Annotated in this window: 19 protein-coding genes and 1 pseudogene; 11 read left to right on the top strand and 9 right to left on the bottom strand. The window is 46.6% G+C overall.

Features of this window, described 5'->3' with window-relative positions:
* The first annotated feature begins 100 nt into the window (after positions 1–100).
* Positions 101–1102 carry a lysophospholipase L2 gene (pldB, locus tag GOL65_RS11655; protein WP_140918919.1) on the top strand — a complete coding sequence of 334 codons (1002 nt, stop codon included), beginning with the start codon at positions 101–103 and terminating at the stop codon, positions 1100–1102.
* A 47-nt stretch (positions 1103–1149) separates the two neighbouring features.
* A pseudogene (gene yigL / locus GOL65_RS11650) lies at positions 1150–1948 on the top strand (sugar/pyridoxal phosphate phosphatase YigL).
* Between the two features lie 77 nt (positions 1949–2025).
* Here yigL and GOL65_RS11645 read toward each other — a convergent pair.
* The 3 genes from GOL65_RS11645 to glpT form a co-directional block, all read right to left on the bottom strand.
* Positions 2026–2943 carry a hypothetical protein gene (locus GOL65_RS11645; RefSeq protein WP_140918918.1) on the bottom strand — a complete coding sequence of 306 codons (918 nt, stop codon included), beginning with the start codon at positions 2941–2943 and terminating at the stop codon, positions 2026–2028.
* Positions 2944–3077: 134 nt separating this feature from the next.
* On the bottom strand, positions 3078–4175 hold the full coding sequence (gene glpQ / locus GOL65_RS11640) for a glycerophosphodiester phosphodiesterase (protein ID WP_140918917.1): 1098 nt from the start codon (positions 4173–4175) through the stop codon (positions 3078–3080).
* A gap of 234 nt (positions 4176–4409) precedes the next feature.
* Positions 4410–5768: a glycerol-3-phosphate transporter gene (gene glpT, locus GOL65_RS11635; protein ID WP_140918916.1), complete on the bottom strand. Its 1359-nt coding sequence runs from the start codon at positions 5766–5768 to the stop codon at positions 4410–4412.
* A 379-nt stretch (positions 5769–6147) separates the two neighbouring features.
* On the opposite strand from glpT, the gene glpA reads away from it, so the two are divergent.
* The 3 genes from glpA to glpC are packed head-to-tail and all read left to right on the top strand — an operon-like array spanning position 6148 to position 10239.
* Positions 6148–7788, top strand: a complete 1641-nt coding sequence (glpA, locus tag GOL65_RS11630) for an anaerobic glycerol-3-phosphate dehydrogenase subunit A (protein ID WP_140918915.1) — start codon at positions 6148–6150, stop codon at positions 7786–7788.
* The gene (glpB, locus tag GOL65_RS11625) at positions 7778–9040 is read left to right on the top strand and encodes a glycerol-3-phosphate dehydrogenase subunit GlpB (protein WP_140919180.1); all 1263 of its coding nucleotides are present in this window, start codon (positions 7778–7780) and stop codon (positions 9038–9040) included. The genes glpA and glpB overlap by 11 nt, the downstream gene beginning before the upstream one ends.
* Positions 9037–10239, top strand: a complete 1203-nt coding sequence (glpC, locus tag GOL65_RS11620; protein WP_140918914.1) for an anaerobic glycerol-3-phosphate dehydrogenase subunit GlpC — start codon at positions 9037–9039, stop codon at positions 10237–10239. The genes glpB and glpC overlap by 4 nt, the downstream gene beginning before the upstream one ends.
* Positions 10240–10347: 108 nt before the next feature.
* Here glpC and GOL65_RS11615 read toward each other — a convergent pair whose 3' ends face one another.
* The gene (locus GOL65_RS11615) at positions 10348–10905 is read right to left on the bottom strand and encodes a DcrB-related protein (RefSeq protein WP_140918913.1); all 558 of its coding nucleotides are present in this window, start codon (positions 10903–10905) and stop codon (positions 10348–10350) included.
* A gap of 101 nt (positions 10906–11006) precedes the next feature.
* On the bottom strand, positions 11007–11672 hold the full coding sequence (locus GOL65_RS11610) for a 7-cyano-7-deazaguanine/7-aminomethyl-7-deazaguanine transporter (RefSeq protein WP_140918912.1): 666 nt from the start codon (positions 11670–11672) through the stop codon (positions 11007–11009).
* A 480-nt stretch (positions 11673–12152) separates the two neighbouring features.
* Between GOL65_RS11610 and tusA the strand changes: the two genes are divergently transcribed.
* Positions 12153–12401, top strand: a complete 249-nt coding sequence (tusA, locus tag GOL65_RS11605) for a sulfurtransferase TusA (RefSeq protein WP_140918911.1) — start codon at positions 12153–12155, stop codon at positions 12399–12401.
* Between the two features lie 31 nt (positions 12402–12432).
* On the opposite strand, the gene GOL65_RS11600 is transcribed toward tusA, so the two are convergent.
* Positions 12433–13059: a lysoplasmalogenase gene (locus GOL65_RS11600; protein WP_140918910.1), complete on the bottom strand. Its 627-nt coding sequence runs from the start codon at positions 13057–13059 to the stop codon at positions 12433–12435.
* Positions 13060–13248: 189 nt separating this feature from the next.
* On the opposite strand from GOL65_RS11600, the gene GOL65_RS11595 reads away from it, so the two are divergent.
* Positions 13249–13572 (top strand): DUF1820 family protein, encoded by a 324-nt coding sequence (locus tag GOL65_RS11595; protein WP_140918909.1) that lies wholly within the window; start codon positions 13249–13251, stop codon positions 13570–13572.
* Between the two features lie 22 nt (positions 13573–13594).
* Here the strand turns inward: GOL65_RS11595 and GOL65_RS11590 are convergent, their stop codons facing one another.
* The 3 genes from GOL65_RS11590 to ydeE form a co-directional block, all read right to left on the bottom strand.
* On the bottom strand, positions 13595–13873 hold the full coding sequence (locus GOL65_RS11590; RefSeq protein WP_140918908.1) for a DUF1145 family protein: 279 nt from the start codon (positions 13871–13873) through the stop codon (positions 13595–13597).
* Positions 13870–14481: a 16S rRNA (guanine(966)-N(2))-methyltransferase gene (gene rsmD / locus GOL65_RS11585; protein ID WP_140918907.1), complete on the bottom strand. Its 612-nt coding sequence runs from the start codon at positions 14479–14481 to the stop codon at positions 13870–13872. Before rsmD ends, GOL65_RS11590 begins: the two co-directional genes overlap by 4 nt.
* A gap of 123 nt (positions 14482–14604) precedes the next feature.
* Positions 14605–15783 carry an efflux MFS transporter YdeE gene (ydeE, locus tag GOL65_RS11580; RefSeq protein ID WP_140918906.1) on the bottom strand — a complete coding sequence of 393 codons (1179 nt, stop codon included), beginning with the start codon at positions 15781–15783 and terminating at the stop codon, positions 14605–14607.
* 195 nt (positions 15784–15978) lie between these two features.
* Here ydeE and eamA point away from each other — a divergent pair, with 195 nt between their 5' ends.
* The 4 genes from eamA to ftsX all read left to right on the top strand — a co-directional run bounded on the left by eamA (position 15979) and on the right by ftsX (position 20191).
* Positions 15979–16854: an O-acetylserine/cysteine exporter gene (gene eamA, locus GOL65_RS11575; protein WP_179038324.1), complete on the top strand. Its 876-nt coding sequence runs from the start codon at positions 15979–15981 to the stop codon at positions 16852–16854.
* Positions 16855–17042: 188 nt separating this feature from the next.
* Positions 17043–18548: a signal recognition particle-docking protein FtsY gene (gene ftsY / locus GOL65_RS11570; RefSeq protein ID WP_140918904.1), complete on the top strand. Its 1506-nt coding sequence runs from the start codon at positions 17043–17045 to the stop codon at positions 18546–18548.
* Between the two features lie 4 nt (positions 18549–18552).
* Entirely contained in the window at positions 18553–19227 is a 675-nt protein-coding gene (gene ftsE, locus GOL65_RS11565; protein ID WP_140918903.1) for a cell division ATP-binding protein FtsE, read from the top strand.
* On the top strand, positions 19214–20191 hold the full coding sequence (gene ftsX, locus GOL65_RS11560; RefSeq protein WP_140918902.1) for a permease-like cell division protein FtsX: 978 nt from the start codon (positions 19214–19216) through the stop codon (positions 20189–20191). The genes ftsE and ftsX overlap by 14 nt, the downstream gene beginning before the upstream one ends.
* Positions 20192–20364 lie beyond the last annotated feature (173 nt).

The raw sequence follows: 20364 nt of genomic DNA, 5'->3' as shown, positions 1-20364 counted from the left end.
CGGTTACCTTTTCCATATCGTGCTCTATTTTATAATATTCTATTGATAATTTCTGCCGCATGGGTGATAAACAGGTATCAACACAGGATATGTGAAACCAATGACAGTCGATTTTTCATCCTTCCAAAATGAGTGGCTAAGCCGTGAAAAGCGCTTTTCTTCGTTTGTCGCCGGGCCGTTATTAAGCTTTTGGCAGCAAAGAGAAGAGTGCAGTTTTAACGGTGCCGATGGCGTGCCAATTAAATACGTGAAATTCACCGCAGAGGAGAATCAGCGCGCTATTGTGGTGGTGACAGGGCGTACTGAAGGGTATATCAAGTATCAGGAATTGGCATATGACCTGTTTCGCTGCGGTTATGACGTCTGGATTTTAGATCATCGCGGTCAGGGTTTTTCCGGGCGTTTGCTGGATGATGGACAGCGCGGTCACGTTGAAAAGTTTGATGACTATGTAGATGACTTCGAATTCTTTTGGCGTACGATTTTTGAAGCCGAAAATCATAAACCCGCGTTTTTACTGGCGCACTCCATGGGAGGAGCAATTGCCGCGTTATTTTTGGCCCGGCATCCAAACTCCGTCAGGGCTGCGGCACTCTGTTCCCCAATGTTAGGCATAGCTTTGCCGATGCCGTCCTGGTTGGCAAAAAAAATTACTGACCTGACGGAACGCTGGCAGGGTGCCAGAGAGTATTATGCAATGGGCACCGGACGCTGGTTACCAATGCCTTACGCAGTGAATTTATTAACCCACAGTAAAGATCGCTACCGTCTGTTTTCCCGCCACTATGCTGACCGTCCGGAACTAAGGATTGGTGGTCCAACCTATCGCTGGGTGCGTGAATCGATGATGGCGGGTGAACGCGCCATTGAACTGGCACCAGAAATTACTACACCGCTGATTATTTTGCAGGCAAGTCAGGAGCGTTTAGTGGATAATGATGCCCATGTTGCCTTCTGTCAGGCTTTAGCTGACGCAGGTCATCCTTGTGAAGGTGGTTCACCCAGGGTGATTGAGGGAGCTCGTCATGAGATTCTGTTTGAGCATGACGAATTGCGCACTGAGGCATTGATGGACATATTAGGTTTTTTCGACCGGTATTGATCTTCAAACCAGTAAATATAATTTTAGTCAGAGGCTAGTCATTCTATATGTATCAAATCGTTGCATCGGATCTGGATGGTACTTTATTGCAGTCAGACCACACATTGTCCCCCCTTCGCTAAAGAGACGCTGAAGTTAATTTCTCAACATGGCGTTAATTTTATTTTTGCTACCGGTCGTCACCATGTGGACGTTGGACAAATTCGTGATGGGTTGGGGATCGACTCCTACATGATCACCTCCAACGGTGCCCGGGTGCATAATGGTCAGGGCGAGCTGCTTTTCAGTCATAAGCTGGACGAAGAGATTGCCTATGAGCTTTTCCGTATTGTGAATGACAGCACGGATATTGAAACTCACGTTTATCGTAACGATGACTGGCTAACTAATCGTGAAAGTGAAGACCTGAAAAACTTCCATAAAGAGTCAGACTTTAGCTATCAGCTGTTTGAACCAAATTCGATGGCAACTGATGGCATATGCAAAGTATTTTATACCTGTACTAATCATGAAACATTGCTGCGTCTGGAAGAGAAGATTAACAGCCGTTGGCACGGTCAGGTGAACGCCAGTTTCTCTCTGGATTACTGTCTGGAAATCATGGGTGCTGGAGTATCGAAAGGCCATGCGTTGCAAGACGTTTCCGGTATTCTCGGTTACGAGCTGAAAGACTGTATTACCTTTGGCGATGGCATGAATGATAAAGAGATGCTGTCTATGGCAGGTAAAGGCTGCATTATGAAAAACGCCTCTCCGCGCTTAAAGCAGACATTACCTCAGTTGGAAGTGATTGGCAGCAATGTGGATGATGCGGTAATGCACTATTTGCGGAAGCTGTATTTATAATCGCTTTTCAATATACCCTGTTGAATTTCGACCAGCACTAATGCTGGTCGAGTTATTTCTAACGCTCTGTTTTCAGACTATTTTGCTTTGCAGATCGGCTCCATACCGTAGACATACACTTCACTGATTTCCCGGTCATATCCCGGATAGAAGCCTTTTGGCATCCCAAGAACAATCTGTTTGCCCCGGTTAGAGTGCACCAGCAGTTCATGAGTTTGTGGGTTAACGGCGACACCTTCAATTTCACCATAGTCTTTAAAATCGGTGAAGGCTCTTTCCAGCACAACAGGAGCATTGCTCTTATTGCTGTCAATTTTAACCCGGTAAAGGTTATCCACTTCTTTGTCGTCGGCAGTACCGTCATCAGCGGTCAGGTAAATATCCCCCTGATAAGCGGCAATCCCCTGAATCCACTGAGGTACTGGCTGTAAGTGTACTTTTCGTTTGTACTGGCCGTTGGCAAGATCGTACTCATACAGATAACGACCGCTTTCTTCTCCAACCCAGGATGTCATCCAAATGCTGTTATTCACTTTATCAACGGTGATGGCAGAAACTTCCTGCTGGCCTGAATCCGGGTTAAATGGGAAGGTTCTCTTTAACTTCAGCGTATCTGCGTCATGCACCGCGATTTGAATATCTTTACCGACGCCATCCATAAACCATTCGGAAGAAACATAAATTTCATTGTTATATACATCAATATCACCAATATGATTGGCTGGAATCTTATAGCCGTCGAATGGTGTTTTATTGCTGCTTATCAGATTACCCTGCATATCGTATTTCGACAGGGTAGTACTGCCAGAAACATAGTAAAACTTACCGTCGGTAGTGATGCCCTGACGTCCATCTACTTCAAAGGTTTTCTTCAGTTGATATTCATACTTAGGAAGCGCATCGCGATAGCTGGAATCACAAAGATTCGTTGCAGCCAGAGCAGGAAATGAAAAAGTAGCAAGGGCAAGGCTTAATGCGAGATATTGATGTTTCATATACTGGTTTCCGCAATTATCTGATGAAATATGCCATGTCAGTGTGCACGGCGGTTAAACGATCGTGGATAAACAAATATCAGTAATGAGGTAAGAGATGGGACATCGCCCAAAGTGACGATGCCCCAGGGTAATTATTTATGTTGTCCCTCTTTCTGCAGGAATTGCACCGCCATATCAGGGAAATCAGTAAACAAACCTTCCACTTTCGCCTGGTTGTACATCACATCCAGCAGTTGATTCATGCTGGTGGCATATTTAGGTAGGGCATCTGCGCGCAGGGTATAAGGGTGGATAACCATGCCGCTGTCGTGTGCCTCTTTTGCCATAGCAGACAGTTTCACATGTTCAGGCTTAGACGCTTCAACATCCAGCAGCATTGGGTATTGTGGGCCAATACCATCGGCATATTTAGCGATCTCTTGCATACCGCCAGGTTTGAACATCCAGTCATAGCTGTAGTTAACCAGTTTGCCTTCGGCATTCGGCTCAAAGGTTTCTTCCCAATCGGTAAAAGCAATCAGTTGAACCAGCTTCAGGTCAACGCCAGCTTTTGGCATTAACTCAGTCTTAATGCGTTTGAGTTCATTGAAATCAAAACATTGCAGATAGATATTGTCACTTTTTTGGCTGTAGCCGTACTTCTTCAGCACCTCCAGAGTTTTCACCGAAATATCTTTACCTTCGCTGCGGTGAAACCATGGCGCTTTAATTTCCGGGTAGATGCCAATGTTTTTGCCGGTTGAGTGGTTCAAACCCTGAATAAACTCAATCTCTTCTTCAAAAGTATGAATACGGAAGTCAGATTTACCCATCGGGAAGCGGCCCGGATAAGACTGCACTTTCTTACCGTCTTTAATATCAAATCCTTCGGTGAACTTTAATGATTTGATTTCGTCCAGAGTAAAGTCGATAGCGTAATAACGACCATCTTTACGTGCCCGGTCAGGGAAGCGCTCTGCGACATCGGTGACCCGATCAAGATAGTGGTCATGCAGCACAATCAGGCGATCGTCTTTGGTCATCACCAGATCTTGTTCAAGAAAGTCAGCCCCTTGCTGATAGGCCATGGCTTTGGAGGGCAGAGTGTGCTCCGGCAGGTAACCGCTGGCTCCGCGGTGGGCGATAACGATTTTATCTTTATCATTTTTGGCGGTGGTAGCATCAGCGATAGAGGCCATAGACATGCTGAGTACGATCCCCGTGAGTAACGTTTTAAAACCTATTTTCATAAGTTTCCTTCTCCATCTTTTGGTGTAGGTAATAACGTACGCAGAGGGGAACAGAGTCTGGAAACCCCACTGCGGGTGCGGTGCGTTTTTCAGAGTGTGTCTTATCTTTCTTATTGTGTATCAGTTGAATAACTGCTGGTGATGATACCCGCGGAACATGACATCTCTGTGACTTCCGCGGGTATTATTTTGAACTGTCGACGATTTGTTGCGACGACAGTATTTAACTAATGATTATTCTGCTGCTTGTTTAGCCAGCATTTCAGCTTTATGTTTGTTTTCGCTGATCATGGTTAATACCAGCAGTACAACTGCCAGGCAGCTACCGCCGATCATCACCATAAAGCCGCCGTCCCAACCGAAGAAGTCAACGGTGTAACCAACGATGGCGCTGGCTGCTACTGAACCACCCAGATAACCGAACAGGCCGGTAAAGCCAGCAGCAGTACCCGCAGCTTTCTTAGGTGCTAATTCCAGAGCGTGCAGACCGATTAACATAACCGGACCATAGATCAGGAAGCCGATAACCGTCATACAAGCCATATCGATGCCTGGGTTACCCGGAGGGTTCATCCAGTAAACCACAGTAGCGATAGTAACCAGAATCATGAAGAATACACCGGTAGCGCCACGATTACCTTTGAATACCTTATCTGACATCCAACCGCACAGTAAGGTGCCCGGAATACCCGCATACTCGTAGAAGAAGTAAGCCCAGGATGATTTATCCAGCGCAAAGTGTTTCACTTCTTTCAGGTAAGTTGGTGACCAGTCCAGAATACCGTAACGCAGTAAATAGACGAAAACGTTAGCAATCGCGATATACCACAGCAGTTTGTTAGGGAACACATACCGCATGAAGATCTCTTTTGCGGTCAGTTCTTCTTCTGCTTCATGAGTATAGTCAGGTGGATAGTCGTTTTTATACTCTTCAATCGGTGGTAAACCACAAGATTGCGGAGTATCACGCATCAGAGCGAAAGCGATAATAGCAATCACAATCGCTGCCATTGCTGGCATATAGAATGCTGCTTTCCAGTCGTTAAACCATGCCATACCTAACAGGAATAACAGAGGAGGGATACCACCACCAACGTTATGCGCACAGTTCCAGATTGAAACGATACCGCCACGTTCTTTTTGTGACCACCAGTGAACCATAGTACGGCCGCACGGAGGCCAACCCATACCCTGGAACCAACCACAGATGAACAGTAAAACGAACATGATCATGATGCTGGAAGTTGCCCATGGCATAAAGCCCATAAGTAGCATCACGACGGAAGCGAGAATCAAACCGGCTGGTAAGAAGACTCGTGGGTTTGAACGGTCAGAAACGGAACCCATAATAAATTTGGAGAATCCGTAAGCAATAGAGATACCGGAAAGAGCAAAGCCCAGATCGCCACGGCTGAAACCCTGCTCGACTAAGTAAGGCATAGCCAGAGCAAAGTTTTTACGAACTAAATAATAGGCTGCATAACCAAAGAAGATCCCCATAAAGATCTGCCACCGCAATTTGCGGTAGGTCGGATCTATCTGATCCTTTGGTAAGCGCGCAATATGTTGCGCGGGTTTAAACATACTTAACATAGTGCCTCCACTGGCGATGATTCATCTCTGTAATGGTCGTATGAGTATTGTTATTAGGGTGAGTCATGATTTATATGCTCACGTCATTTTCTTTATCGCTCACTATATTACTCATTTATTATCAAATGATATGTGACACAAGGCGAATTATATGACTATTGTCTTATTCGGCGCGAAATGTATCATTTTTTTAACACGATTTGTGTTTATTTTATGGGTTTGTTGTGACTGTTATCACATAAATGTTCTTTTGTGAGCGTTTTTGCTTTTATTTATGTTCGAATTTGCTCCTTATCAAACAATTTTGTTTGAGACTGTGCGTAAATAGCAGCATGAGAAATTCTTTATATAAGCAATACCAGACCGGGAGTAATTGGTGATGAGCAGTTTTTCCCCAACAGAGATGGATGTCATCATTATTGGTGGTGGCGCAACAGGTGCGGGTATTGCCCGTGACTGTTCTCGTCGTGGATTGCGAACTATTTTGCTGGAGCGTCATGATATTGCCACTGGCGCGACAGGTCGTAACCATGGCTTATTGCATAGCGGAGCCCGGTATGCGGTAACCGATGCAGAATCGGCCCGTGAATGTATCGAAGAGAATATGATACTGAAACGCATTGCCCGTCATTGCGTGGAACCAACCGATGGCCTGTTTTTAACGTTGCCGGAAGATGATATTGCATTTCAGTCTACCTTTATTGAAGCCTGCCAACGGGCAGGAATTAACGCTCAGGCACTGGATCCAAAAGAAGCATTAAGGCTGGAACCTTCTGCCAACCCGGCGATGTTGGGAGCCGTGAGGGTACCGGATGGTACCGTTGATCCTTTTCGCTTAACGGCAGCTAACATGCTGGATGCGCGGGAACATGGCGCACAGGTTTTGACTTACCATGAAGTGATTGGCCTGATCCGTCATAACGACCGGGTGACCGGCGTGAAAGTATTCGATCACTACAAAAAAGAGACCAAAGAGATTTATGCGTCGATTGTGGTGAATGCTGGTGGGATCTGGGGGCAAAATATTGCGGAATATGCCGACCTGCGTGTGCGTATGTTCCCGGCAAAAGGTGCTTTACTGATTATGGGACACCGTATTAACAATATGGTGATTAACCGTTGCCGCAAGCCTGCTGATGCCGATATCCTGGTGCCAGGAGATACTATTTCGTTAATTGGTACTACTTCTACCCGTATTCCTTACGACCAGATAGATAACATGATTGTTACGCCGGAAGAGGTGGACGTTCTGATTCGTGAAGGGACCAAACTCTCCCCTAAAATGGCACAAACGCGCATTTTGCGAGCGTACGCTGGTGTTCGTCCACTGGTTGCCAGTGATGATGACCCTTCGGGCCGTAACGTGAGTCGCGGTATTGTTCTGTTAGATCATGCGGTGCGCGATGGTCTGGAAGGCTTTATTACCATTACCGGCGGTAAACTGATGACTTATCGTCTGATGGCTGAATGGGCGACGGATAAAGTTTGTGAAAAATTAGGTCATAGCGCTAAATGCACTACCGCTGAAGAGGCGCTGCCGGGCTCGCGTAATTCTGCCGAAGAAACGCTGCGTGAAGTGATCTCTTTACCATCAACCATTCGTGGTTCTGCCGTTTATCGCCATGGAGACAGGGCTACTCAGCTTATCGCTAACGGACGTTTAGATAATAGTCTGGTGTGCGAATGTGAAGCGGTGACGGCTGGAGAGGTACGCTACGCAGTAGATTCACTCACGGTAAATAATCTGATTGACCTTCGACGCCGTACCCGAGTGGGTATGGGAACCTGTCAGGGGGAACTATGTGCCTGTCGGGCTGCGGGTCTGTTAAATCGCTTTAAAGTCTCTTCTCCACAACAGTCGTTGACGCAATTATCAACTTTTCTGAATGAGCGGTGGAAAGGCGTCCGGCCCATTGCATGGGGAGATGCGCTGCGGGAAAGTGAGTTTACCAACTGGGTTTATATGGGGCTGTGCGGTCTGGATGCTCCGTCCGGGGTGGAGAAAAATGATGAAATTTGATGTGGCAATTATTGGTGGTGGTCTGGCCGGGCTAACTTGCGGTATCCGGCTGGCGGAACAGGGCAAACGCTGTGCAATTATCAGCGCCGGGCAGAGTGCATTGCATTTCTCCTCTGGGTCTCTGGATTTTCTCAGTTACCGGGAAGATGGTTCGGCAATTAACCATCCGTTGGCCGAGTTGGCCGCGCTATCACCGGAACACCCCTATTCTTTACTGGGAGCTGAATGTGTCAGCCGAATGGCGGCAGAAGCTCGTCGTTTGCTGACGGATTGCGGCTTACGGTTTCATGGTGATATAGAACAGAATCATCTGCGTGTTACTCCATTAGGTACTTTACGGGCGACCTGGTTAAGCCCGACAGAAGTGCCGGTTGCTGCGCTGGAGCAGCCATTGCCGTGGAAGAAGATTGCTATTGTGGGCATTGAGGGTTTTCTGGATTTCCAACCTCAACTGGCAGCAGGTTCTCTGAGCGATAAAGGCATTGAGGCCATTACTGATTATCTTCACGTTCCTGCTCTGGATCGTTTACGTAACAACCCCAGCGAGTTCCGGGCGATCAATATTGCCAGAGTACTCGATTTGCCGGAAAACACTGAATTACTGGCGGAAGAGCTGATTCGTTTATCAAATGATGTGGAAGCGCTCATCTTGCCAGCCTGTATTGGATTGGAAAATCCGGATGCGGTATCTCTGTTAAGCCAGAAAGTGGGCAAACCAATTATGTTGGTACCAACGCTGCCGCCTTCATTATTAGGTATGCGTATGCATATGGCGTTACGCCGCCGTTTCCAACAGTTGGGCGGTCAGTTTATGCCAGGTGATGCGGTACTGCGTGCTGAAACTGAAGGGCAAAACGTGACGCGTATTTATACCCGCAACCACACCGATATTCCGGTGGTGGCTCAACAAGTGGTGTTAGCCAGCGGTAGTTTCTTTAGTAATGGCTTAGTTGCTGAGTTTGATCGTATTCATGAGCCGGTGTTTGGCCTGGATGTTCATGATGCCGCACAACGTGCTGACTGGACTCAGGAAAGTATGTTCTCCGCACAGCCCTATTTACGCTTTGGGGTTAAAACCGATAGACAGTTACGCGGTACGGTGGCGGGTCAGTCATTAAATAATCTTTATATTATTGGTGCGGTATTGGGAGGGTATGACCCAATATCACAAGGCTGTGGGGCTGGAGTTTCTCTGGTGACTGCACAATATGCCGCAGAACAGATCCTTGCCCTGTCGGAGGTGGCAGCATGAGCCTGACAACGGATAACAGTTTTGAGAACTGTATTAAATGTACTGCCTGTACTACCTATTGCCCGGTGGCAAAAGTTAACCCTAATTATCCCGGCCCAAAACAGGCAGGGCCGGACGGTGAGCGTTTACGCTTAAAGGATCCATCACTGTTTGATGAAGCCTTGAAATACTGTACCAACTGTAAACGTTGTGAAGTTGCCTGTCCGTCAGATGTGAAGATTGGCGATATTATTCAGCGTGCGAGAATTAATTACAGTAAACCTAAATTTAAACTGCGTGATGCCATCCTTAGTAATACTGATTTAATGGGGACTCTTTCCACCCCGTTTGCTCCTATTGTCAATGCTACAGTAGGCCTGAAACCCGTTAAGCAACTGCTGGATAGCGCACTGAAAATTGACCACCGCCGTCAGTTACCTAAGTACTCTTTTGGTACTTTCCGCCACTGGTATCGTAAGCAGGCTACAGAGCAGCAGAAATTTGATGAGCAAATTGCGTTTTTCCACGGCTGCTTCGTTAACTATAACCATCCGCAGTTGGGTAAAGACTTGGTGCGGGTGTTTAACGCCATGGGTATTGGCGTGCAGTTGCTGAAAAGAGAGAAGTGCTGTGGCGTTCCATTGATTGCCAACGGATTTATCAATCAGGCTAAAAAGCAGGCAAAGGTGAATGCTGAATCACTGGTTGATGCGGTGATTGGTAAAGGAATTCCTGTGGTAGCAACCTCTTCTACCTGTACTTTCACCCTACGAGATGAATATCCTCATTTGCTGGGGGTTGATACTTCACCGGTGCGTGAACAGGTTGAGCTGGCGACGCGTTATCTTTATCGCCTGTTGTCTGAAGGGCGAGAACTTAAGCTGAAACATACCCCAATACGCATTGCTTACCATACTCCGTGTCATATGGAGAAAATGGGATGGACGGCATATACCCTGGCGCTATTGGAGCGCATTCCCGGTGTTGAGTTAATCGTGCTGGAATCTCAGTGTTGTGGTATTGCCGGTACTTATGGCTTTAAGAAAGAGAACTATGAAACATCACAAGGAATTGGTGCATCGCTGTTCCGTCAAATTGAAGAGAGCGGCGTTGATTTTGTGGTGTCAGATTGTGAAACCTGTAAGTGGCAAATAGAGATGTCTACCAGTAAGAAGTGTGAACATCCGATAACCCTGCTGGCTCAGGCGTTAGCAGAATAATAGAAGATTATAATAGTGGTATTAGATAACGGGACATTGTAGGGATGGCGTTGTTATCAGGGGCAACTAATGTGTTGCCCCTTTTTTATTGCGCTGAAACTGGCAATATTATGGTTTGATTTTCAGTGAGCTGATGAACTGGTTAATTGCTTTTTCAGCATCTGCTTGCTGTTCGATTGGGTAAGTAAGCTGCATAGTCAGAAGTTGCTTATCGATCTGGCCTAACAGTGTCGATGAGTAGTTTTTCTTACCGTCAATACGAATAGCGGTATCAAGGCGCTGAAGTTTTTGGCCATCGGCGGTAACTTCTTCTTTTTTAACCACGACCAGTTCAGCATCACGCATTTTCTGCTGTGCTTCCATACGGGTAATCAGATTTTCCAACGTGTCATCCGGCATTGAACTGCTGATAACAATTAGCATTTTCTGTGCTGCATTATCGGCATACACCGCCATGTTGGTTGCCTGAGAACCGCTCTTGCCGCTCTGATCCTGTAAACCATCCGGAACGGTGAAGTTGACTTTGCCGCCTAATACGCTGGTCTGGCCGGATTGTTCTGCTGAAGTACCACTTCCGGTTGCTGCCGGTTGGTCTTTACTGCCATCACAAGCCATCAGGCTGGCGGCAAACAAACAGACTCCTACAATTTTGACTAACTTTTGCATGGTACTTCCTTAACATTGATAAGCAAATGCTTTCTCGGATTCAGTGAACAGGATATAAAAATATCATTTCTACCGCTTTTCCGCCAAATTTTATCCCGCACTTAGCCGTGTTGAAGCTGTTGTGGGGTATTTATCTGAACCAGCCGTTTCAGTAATACATTTAATAAAATGCCGTACATCGGCAGGAAAAACAGAGCACAGATAATAAGCTTAAAGGCATAATCCACTAGCGCAATTTCCACCCAGTTTTCGGCCATAAAGGCATTACTGCTCTTATAGAACGCAATTGAGAAGAAGGCGATGGTATCACTCAGGTTGCCGAAAACCGCAGAGACGCTGGGAGCGACCCACCAGGTTTTTAACTGACGCAGGTGGTTAAATACGTAGATATCCAGAATTTGCCCCAGCACGTAGGCCATAAAACTGGCGATAGCAATTCTGGCGACCACCATATTAAAGCTATAAATCGCCTGATAGCCTTGCCATGTACCATCATAAAACAGGGTAGATAGCAGATAGGAGATGGCCAGCGCCGGTATCATAACTACCAGAATGATTTTGCGTGCTAATGGCGCGCCGAACACCCGGACAGTGAGGTCGGTGGTCAGAAAAATAAACGGAAAGGTAAATGCACCCCAGGTGGTATGAAAACCGAAAATATTGATCGGTAATTGAACCAGATAATTACTGGAGGCAATAATCAGAATATGGAAGAACGATAGCCATAACAGCGCTTTTAGCCGCTGCTGCGGAGAAAAATCAAACATGATATTAGCCTTTTTAAATGAGTATCAACACTCTGTTGGGGTGAGGGAACCCAACCTATGCATTAAATGAAATAGTGAATAAATTATACGCTGTTTATTGCGAGGTGGAGATGATACTCAGTTGAGAGGGGAATGCAATGGTTGTTTTAGTGGCGAAGATATTTATAAATTGGCAGTAGTGGGTATTCCGGCCTTAAAAGCAGAGTGCCTATATTGATATAGTGCCCGGCCGGAAGACAATCTGTACTTGAGTGTAGAGTGCGTCGGGCCTAGCCAGGCTACGGGCACTTCGTTGGCTTACGCCAAGTCGACCCCCACGCCTGTCTCTCCCTCCGATTGAGCGTGTTAGAAATAGCCTGCTAATTCTTAGTGTTTATCTCCAACGTAATAGATTTTTACTCAGTGGATTTGCACTGGGGGTTTATCGTATTAAACTAGCCGGGTTGTTGTTGGTATTGATAAAGTGACTTAGAGAGCTTAATGATTGATTTATTTGACAATCCGGATAAAACCCTTGATGCGTTAGGGCTGCGTTGTCCTGAGCCTGTGATGATGGTACGTAAAGCCGTTCGTCATATGGATGCTGGTCAAACGTTGTTAATTGTTGCTGACGATCCGGCGACTACTCGTGATATCCCCGGTTTTTGTCGGTTTATGGACCATGAACTGCTGGAGTCGTCTACTGATGAGCTGCCATATCGCTATCTGATCCGTAAAGGGAATGAGTAGGCCTTCCACTCGCTTTGTTCGCCTGACTTGATCAAATATGCAGGGCGCGCACTATCATAAAATGTCCCAGAAAATAACAGACAGCAATAACAGCATCAGCCGCCTGAAAAGGTTTGCGGTAACGATTGAATAGCCAAATAGTACTGGCCATCAGTAGTAAAATGCTGCCAATAAGCTGGCTGAAACTCATATCATTGGTTTGAGTGATATAGCCTTCAACGGCAGTCCATACCATCAGTAGTGTGATGAACAGATAAGTCACCACTGGCCAGCGCATATCCTCCAGCCGGTTCCACAGTAATAAGACTATTATCCCTCCAACTGCCAGCAAAATAACGATCGGCAGCCAGTAAAAGCTTGGGGTTAATGGATTAATAAAATAGAGGGTATATAGCAGGCGAGAGATAAACAAAGCCCCTATAGCGTAGAACATTCTGTCTTGAGGAATCATCTGAAGAATATCTGCGAGTAAACTGGCCAGCAGACCGAACAGAATCAGATAGCTGAAGGTGGTTATCTCTGGTGCCTGCCAGGCCCAGAGTAGCATCAGCAGCATAGTGACAGGTTTAAACACCCAGCGTTGCCATGATGGCCCGCGGTAAGAGGCATCAATGTAGATCCAGCCGGAGAAGATCACTGCTAAAAATGGCCAACTCATCGCTTATCCTTCGATTATTACGCTGTCAGAATGCATTAGTCGCATTCTTTTCTAGGTTATGTTAGCTTTCAGTCTGTTACGTGACCGAAAAGAGCACCGCGCTTTTTTATTGTAGTCGATAAACATGACCTCACGATCGTTAATGCCTTCTCCGGCCACACAACGATTGTTCGGGAGATAAATGAGTCTATGAATAATAATGAGCAGCCGCTGTACCGGATTCAGTTTATGAATAACGGTAAAAATTATCAGCTTTACGTTCGTGAATTGGATCAAAGTGCGATTTTTGGCTTTATTGAAATTGGTGGTTTTGTCTTTGATAGCCAGAGTTCACTGTTGGTTGACCCCAGCGAAGAGAAGTTAAAGGCTGAATTCAGCGGTGTGACTCGCAGCTATATTCCAATGCACGCGGTTATTCGCATCGATTCAGTACTCACTCAGGGAAGTGTGCGCATTTCTGAGCTGGGTAATAACGTGATGACTTTTCCCTACTTCCCCGATCGAAAAGGCTGACGACGATGGGTGGCATCAGAAGCTACTTCTTGTTGTTCTTCTGTTGCCAGGCCAGCAATTCAAATACGCCAAACACGAAAATAGTAAATTCCTGCCAGCCAGTAAGTTTTGGACCATCTTTAGGCAACGTAGATTTCAACATTATCAGCTGCAAACCGTGCATGAAGAACATAAATACCATCGCCACATGCATAAAGTATTTCAGCGGGCTGGGGAAAGGGTGAAACAGGTTTAACAGTAGAATTCCCCATACTCCAAGCATTAGCAGGCGTCCCAGATTGATAAATAGTTGTTTAATCATTCTTCATTTCCTGCGGTTTCATTGATGGAGGGGGAACGTCGAACATACAGTCGATAGGCCACCTGTCCGGCGGTTTTTTCACGATGCAGATGCCAGTTTGCCGGGGCATCACTAACCGCATGTTCTGTTTCAGCTTCTACATAAATCCATGCTTCATCGGCCAACCAGCCCTGTTGTTCCAATAGCGTGAAGGTTTCGGTTAGTAAATTACGGCGAAAGGGCGGATCGAGAAACACCACGTCAAATGGTGTGCCGGCCTGAGCCAGCCACTGCAGGGCATTGGTGTGAACTACCAGGCCTTTATCTGATTTCAGCAGCTGTAGATTTTGCTGTAACTGTTGAGCGATTGATCTTTCTGATTCCAGCAGCACGGTTTGACCTGCATAGCGGGACAGTGCCTCAAATCCTAATGCGCCACTACCGGCAAAGCAGTCAAGGCATCGAGCTTCATTCAGAACCGGAGCCAGCCAGTTAAACAGCGTTTCACGAACCCGATCGGTAGTTGGGCGTAATCCCGGGCTATCTGGCACAGGTAGCTTTCTGCCTCGCCATTGTCCTCCGATGATTCGTATTTGTCCGGTTTTTTGCGGCTGTGGTTTCTTACTCATACACTCTGCTATTGGCTGACGGTGACGGATTATTCTGCGGCTATTATAGCGATAGCCTGTGATATTTAGAAATGCACATTATTTTTCGTCAGTTCTGCACAGGCTGATAGCTACATGTTTTTGCTATGCACGCGCCCAGGGTTTTACCTGCATGCCTCGCAGCATAGCCAACCAGGCCAGCACAATACCTACGCTCAGAATAATGAATAATGACCAGTGTGGCAGTGTAGTGAGGATTACGCCGGTTGCCAGCGGATTGGCTGCTGCTCCCAGCCAGGCCAGAGCCTGAGCAGAAAAATAGCTGGCTTTCATTCCCGGTGGGGCAATGTTGTCGACTAACATATATTCCCCCGGCGCATAAATAAGTTCCCCAAAGGTAAATACCGCAGCGGCAAGCCCCCAAAGGAACAGATTGTTACCTGAGTACATAAAACCCAGCAGGCCAAGAACGAAGCAAAAGGTACCTATAGTCATTAAGGGGCGGATGTTTGACTCAGAGAGTCGTCGGCCGATCATATATTGCAGGGATACGACGACGATTGCGTTTACCGGTAGTACAACGGCAACCACCTTTTCAGCAAATTCACTGTCTGCAACTACCAGAGCATATTGAGAAATACAGGCAGCGAAGGAACGGCTGACAAATGCCGCCAGTATTCCTGAAAGCGTAAACCAAAGCAGCGCTCTGTCGCGCAATAATACGGAGGGAGACCAGGCAACACTGTTTTCTGAGCTCATATCAATACGAACCCGGTCTACATAACGCTGTATAAAAACCAGTGGAAATGCTGCACAACAGGCTGCCAGCCAAAATGGCATATTGATGCTGTACATAACCAGCAACGTGCCCAGCGGCGGGCCAACGGTCCAGCCGATATTCAAAAAGGTGTAGTTGAGCGAAAAGATTCTGGCTTTCTCACCGGGCCCAAGTACATCAGAAAAGTAAGCCTTCAATACGGTAGAAAAAACTGAGTAAGCGCAGTTAATGAGGGCGAAGTAAAAGACCACCAGTTCCACCCGATCAACCAGCGGTATCGCGATAAATCCGCCGATAAACGCCAGTATAGACAGCAACATATAGTTCTTTTTATCAAACTTATCGGCCAGAATACCGAATCCGAGGCTGAATACTACGCCAACGGTTAGTGCAATGGTCATTGCCAGACCAATTTCATCAACGGACATGGCAAAACGCCGTGTCAGATAGATGGTCATAAACGGTAACGTTGCGCCACGACCAATGGTTAACAGCAACGACGATGCTAATAATGCAATGGTGGATCGCGTGGTAGTTGAGAGCATTTTCCTGCCAGACATATCGCTTATTATCTGTTTTATTAATGAGTCAGAGATATCACGCTATTACCAGGTTGTATAGCGGGCGGGATATCATAGTGCGCTTTTTATTTCCTGCGTTAATGAATGCCCTTTCCCACCGGGGATTTTTTAGTTAACGTGGTTTCTTTTATAAAAATAGAATAGTTCATGGGGAAGGGTATGACACGCAAAGATGGACTGCTGGCGCTGTTGGTTGTGGTGATTAAAATGGGTCTCCACAATATGCCTCCGCTACTGCTGGCAGGGTTACGATTTATGCTGGTGGCCTTTCCTGCATTGCTATTTGTCGCACGCCCCAAGATACCGTTTCGTCTACTGCTAGGCTATGGGATTACCATCAGCTTTGGCCAGTTTGCCTTTTTGTTTAGCGCCATCAAGTTTGGTATGCCAGCCGGTTTAGCGTCATTAGTGCTGCAATCCCAGGCATTTTTTACCATTATTATTGCCGCTTCAGTATTTAATGAACGTCTACAGGCCAAGCAGTTTGCCGGTATTGCTTTAGCAGTGGTAGGTGTATTGGTGTTAGTAGAAGCCAGTCTCAATGGTCAGGATGTGACCATGCTAGGGTTTATGCTAACGCTGGCAGCTGCTTTTTGTTGGGCCAGCGGCAATATTTTTAACAAATTGATTATGCAACATGAGGTGCGCCCTGCGGTGATGTCGCTGGTGGTGTGGAGTGCGCTGATTCCGATTATTCCTTTTCTGGTGGCATCGGCACTGCTTGAAGGGCCGGAGTTAATGCTAAAGAGCCTGATTGAGATTGATACCATCACTATTCTATCGCTGGTCTATCTGGCGTTTGTGGCGACTATTATTGGTTATGGCATTTGGGGAGCGTTGCTTGGTCGTTACGAAACCTGGCGAGTGGCGCCGCTTTCCCTCTTGGTGCCGGTGGTTGGAATGACAAGCTCTGCCCTGTTTTTGGGTGAAACGCTCACTTTATTACAGCTTCTGGGAGCATTGTTGATTATGGCGGGGCTGTATATCAATGTATTTGGTTTGCGCGTTTGGCGAAGAAAATTGATTAAGGGGTAGAGTCTGACAATTACCGGATAGCCCGGCACGAGGATTGAATGATTTTGTCTGATGGAATGTTAAAATGCACCGCTATTGCAACAGCGAGTAATTTGGATAGTGAATTGATATCTATAGTTACCTGATGAGTGTTAAACTTAATTTAATTGTAGCGTGCGTAATACTAGGGTGGAGGTTGTTTTTACAACATGGCAAAAGATAAAAAGCGCGGTTTATTTTCCTGGTTAGGCTTTAATCGTCAGGACGAAGAGTCTAAGCAAGATGATGAATTACAACAAGATACAGAACAGCATGATTCACAAGAAGTGGATGCCGCTAATTCAGCTGATGATTCATCTACCACGATTGATGAAATCGACCACAGTGATGAACTGAAGCAGGACTTATCTTCAGAGGAGACGCCGGATCTGGATCTGTCACAAACCGCCGAGTCTGATGCAACACCACCGGTTTATGATGATGCGTTGACACCATTGGTGGAACCTCAGGAAGAGCCGTTTCAGGTCACCGCTGAGTCCGTCAGTGAAGAACCCTTCACCGCCACGGATGATGAAGTAGAACAAGCATCAACCGCCAGCGCCATAGAAGAGTTTGAGGATACCGACGTTGTCGATGAACCTGAGCTTTCGCAATCGGAGCTGGATGATGAAATTGAACAGGCGCTACTGGCTGAATCCGATCGAATTGATGCGCAAGATCCGGAACAAATTCTGGAGCAGTTGGAAGAGGAAGAACAACAAGAACAGCTTCAGCAAGAGCAGGAAAGGCCAACCAAAGAGGGCTTTTTCGCCCGTCTGAAACGTAGTCTGTTAAAAACCAAACAAAATCTGGGTTCCGGTTTTATCAGTTTATTCCGCGGTAAACGTATTGATGATGAACTGTTTGAAGAGTTGGAAGAACAACTTCTGATCGCCGATGTGGGTGTTACCACTACCAGTAAAATTATTAATTCTCTGACTGAGCACGCCAGCCGTCGCGATCTGAAAGATGCCGAAGCCTTATACGGCAAGCTGAAAGAGGAAATGGCCGATATTCTGAAAAACGTTGAGCAGCCGCTGGACGTTACCGCACATAAGCCATTTGTTATTTTGATGGTAGGTGTTAATGGCGTCGGAAAAACGACTACCATCGGTAAGCTGGCTCGTCAGTTCCAGGATCAGGGCAAGTCCGTGATGTTAGCCGCAGGCGATACTTTCCGTGCCGCCGCCGTTGAACAACTGCAAGTATGGGGTACACGCAATAAGATCCCGGTAGTGGCGCAACATACCGGTGCAGATTCTGCCTCAGTGATTTTTGATGCCATTCAGGCGGCGCAGTCCCGGGGTATTGATGTGTTAATCGCCGATACCGCGGGTCGTTTGCAAAATAAATCACACCTGATGGAAGAGTTGAAAAAGATTGTGCGGGTGATGAAAAAGCTGGATGAAAATGCCCCTCATGAAATTATGTTGACCATTGATGCCAGCACCGGTCAGAACGCTATCAGCCAGACCAAACTGTTTGATGAAGCTATTGGTTTAACCGGTATTACTTTGACCAAGCTGGACGGAACGGCGAAAGGGGGAGTGATTTTCTCCGTGGCCGATCAGTTTGGTATTCCTATTCGCTATATCGGCGTAGGGGAAGGTATTGAAGATTTACGGCCTTTCCAGGCCAATGATTTTATAGAGGCGCTTTTCGCCCGAGAGGATTAAAACGATGATTCGTTTTGAGCAGGTCAGCAAAGCCTATTTAGGCGGACAACAGGCGCTACAGGGAGTGAATTTCCATCTGCAGCAGGCCGAAATGGCTTTTTTAACCGGTCATTCCGGTGCAGGGAAGAGTACGCTGCTCAAACTGATTTGTGGTATTGAACGCCCAAGTGCCGGGCACATCTGGTTTTCGGGCCATGATGTTAGCCGATTAAAGTCTTCAGAAGTTCCTTTCTTGCGACGTCAGATTGGCATGATCTTTCAGGATCATAACCTGCTGGCGGATCGCACGGTGTATGACAACGTAGCGCTTCCGTTGATTATTTGTGGCAGTAGCCCGGAAGAGATCCGCCGCCGTGCTTCTGCTGCACTGGATAAAGTCGGTTTGTTAGATAAGGCCAGGTGTTTTCCAATACAGCTTTCCGGCGGTGAGCAACAGCGCGTTGGCATTGCCCGAGCGGTAGTAAACAAACCGGCCGTGCTGCTGGCCGATGAACCAACAGGAAATCTGGATGATGAATTATCAGCAGGCATCCTGCGCCTGTTTGAAGAGTTTAATCGTGCTGGTGTGACAGTATTGATGGCGACCCATGATACCGGGCTGATTTCCAGCCGCTCCTATCGGATATTAACGCTGAGCCATGGGCGTTTAAGTGGAGGAGACAGCTATGCGGGGGAATAAGGCACCGGTTAAAAAAGCCAAACCAGCGGCTAAGGCTCCGACTCGTAGTACCGGAGGATGGCGAGAACAGTGGTGTTATGCCTGGAATAATACCTTTGTTGATATGTTGCGCCAGCCGTTAGCCACGTTTATGACGGTGATGGTGATAGCCATTTCGCTCACGTTGCCCAGCCTGTGTTACCTGGTGTGGAAGAACGTAAACTATGCGGCATCTCAATGGTATCCAACGCCACAAATTACGGTGTATCTGGATAAGAAACTGAATGATAAAGCTGCTGATGACATTAGTACCCAAATTAAGGGGCTGGATGGCGTTGAGAGCATTAACTATGTATCGCGGGACAATGCGCTGAGTGAGTTTCGTGAGTGGTCCGGGTTTGGTTCTGCACTGGATATGTTGAGTGATAACCCGCTACCGGCACTGGTGATAGTTTCTCCTAAAGCAGATTTTCTCGGTTCAGATGCACTGGTTAAACTAAGAGACAATATAGGCCAGATTCAGGGTGTTACCGAGGTAAAAACTGATGATAGCTGGTTCTCTCGCTTGTCAGCTCTGACGCATTTGGTGGGGAATGTCTCCGGTACCATTGCCATCTTGATGATTGTGGCGGTGTTTCTGGTGATTGGTAACAGCGTTCGCCTTAATATTTTCAGTCGCCGGGATACCATTAGCATCATGAAACTGATTGGTGCAACCGACGGATTTATTCTACGGCCATTTTTGAATGGCGGTATGTTATTGGGACTGTTTGGCGCAGCACTTTCGCTGATTATGTCTCAGGCACTGGTTTGGTCATTGGATGCATCGGTGGCAGAAACGGCAAAAGTTTTTGGAACACGTTTCTCAATCAATGGGTTAAGTTGGGATGAAAGCCTGTTATTACTGGTGGTTGCTGCAATGATTGGCTGGGTTGCGGCCTGGCTGGCAACGGTAAGACATTTACGCCAATTTACACCAAGGTAGTGAATATTTGGTATACTAAAAGACGTTTGGTTCATTAATTGAACATATTGAAGGTACCGTGTTTGGTTTTGTGTTATCAACCATAGAGTTAAAGATTTCTCCTCGGGTTGTGAACTTATGACTGAGATATTAGTCTAATTACCGAATAAGCAATTGGTTGACCTTTATGCATC

It is taken from the genome of Limnobaculum xujianqingii (genome assembly GCF_013394855.1).
In the GTDB taxonomy this organism is placed as follows: Bacteria; Pseudomonadota; Gammaproteobacteria; order Enterobacterales; family Enterobacteriaceae; genus Limnobaculum; species Limnobaculum xujianqingii.
The sequence above is the reverse complement of the archived record's forward strand: the minus strand, read 5'-3'. Positions and strand labels throughout refer to the sequence as shown.

Excerpts from the sequence above, each read along its gene's own strand:
- pldB (WP_140918919.1), top strand. The coding sequence starts at position 101 with ATGACAGTCGATTTTTCATCCTTCCAAAATGAGTGGCTAAGCCGTGAA.
- GOL65_RS11645 (WP_140918918.1), bottom strand. The coding sequence starts at position 2,943 with ATGAAACATCAATATCTCGCATTAAGCCTTGCCCTTGCTACTTTTTCA.
- glpQ (WP_140918917.1), bottom strand. The coding sequence starts at position 4,175 with ATGAAAATAGGTTTTAAAACGTTACTCACGGGGATCGTACTCAGCATG.
- glpT (WP_140918916.1), bottom strand. The coding sequence starts at position 5,768 with ATGTTAAGTATGTTTAAACCCGCGCAACATATTGCGCGCTTACCAAAG.
- glpA (WP_140918915.1), top strand. The coding sequence starts at position 6,148 with ATGAGCAGTTTTTCCCCAACAGAGATGGATGTCATCATTATTGGTGGT.
- glpB (WP_140919180.1), top strand. The coding sequence starts at position 7,778 with ATGAAATTTGATGTGGCAATTATTGGTGGTGGTCTGGCCGGGCTAACT.
- glpC (WP_140918914.1), top strand. The coding sequence starts at position 9,037 with ATGAGCCTGACAACGGATAACAGTTTTGAGAACTGTATTAAATGTACT.
- GOL65_RS11615 (WP_140918913.1), bottom strand. The coding sequence starts at position 10,905 with ATGCAAAAGTTAGTCAAAATTGTAGGAGTCTGTTTGTTTGCCGCCAGC.
- GOL65_RS11610 (WP_140918912.1), bottom strand. The coding sequence starts at position 11,672 with ATGTTTGATTTTTCTCCGCAGCAGCGGCTAAAAGCGCTGTTATGGCTA.
- tusA (WP_140918911.1), top strand. The coding sequence starts at position 12,153 with ATGATTGATTTATTTGACAATCCGGATAAAACCCTTGATGCGTTAGGG.
- GOL65_RS11600 (WP_140918910.1), bottom strand. The coding sequence starts at position 13,059 with ATGAGTTGGCCATTTTTAGCAGTGATCTTCTCCGGCTGGATCTACATT.
- GOL65_RS11595 (WP_140918909.1), top strand. The coding sequence starts at position 13,249 with ATGAATAATAATGAGCAGCCGCTGTACCGGATTCAGTTTATGAATAAC.
- GOL65_RS11590 (WP_140918908.1), bottom strand. The coding sequence starts at position 13,873 with ATGATTAAACAACTATTTATCAATCTGGGACGCCTGCTAATGCTTGGA.
- rsmD (WP_140918907.1), bottom strand. The coding sequence starts at position 14,481 with ATGAGTAAGAAACCACAGCCGCAAAAAACCGGACAAATACGAATCATC.
- ydeE (WP_140918906.1), bottom strand. The coding sequence starts at position 15,783 with ATGCTCTCAACTACCACGCGATCCACCATTGCATTATTAGCATCGTCG.
- eamA (WP_179038324.1), top strand. The coding sequence starts at position 15,979 with ATGACACGCAAAGATGGACTGCTGGCGCTGTTGGTTGTGGTGATTAAA.
- ftsY (WP_140918904.1), top strand. The coding sequence starts at position 17,043 with ATGGCAAAAGATAAAAAGCGCGGTTTATTTTCCTGGTTAGGCTTTAAT.
- ftsE (WP_140918903.1), top strand. The coding sequence starts at position 18,553 with ATGATTCGTTTTGAGCAGGTCAGCAAAGCCTATTTAGGCGGACAACAG.
- ftsX (WP_140918902.1), top strand. The coding sequence starts at position 19,214 with ATGCGGGGGAATAAGGCACCGGTTAAAAAAGCCAAACCAGCGGCTAAG.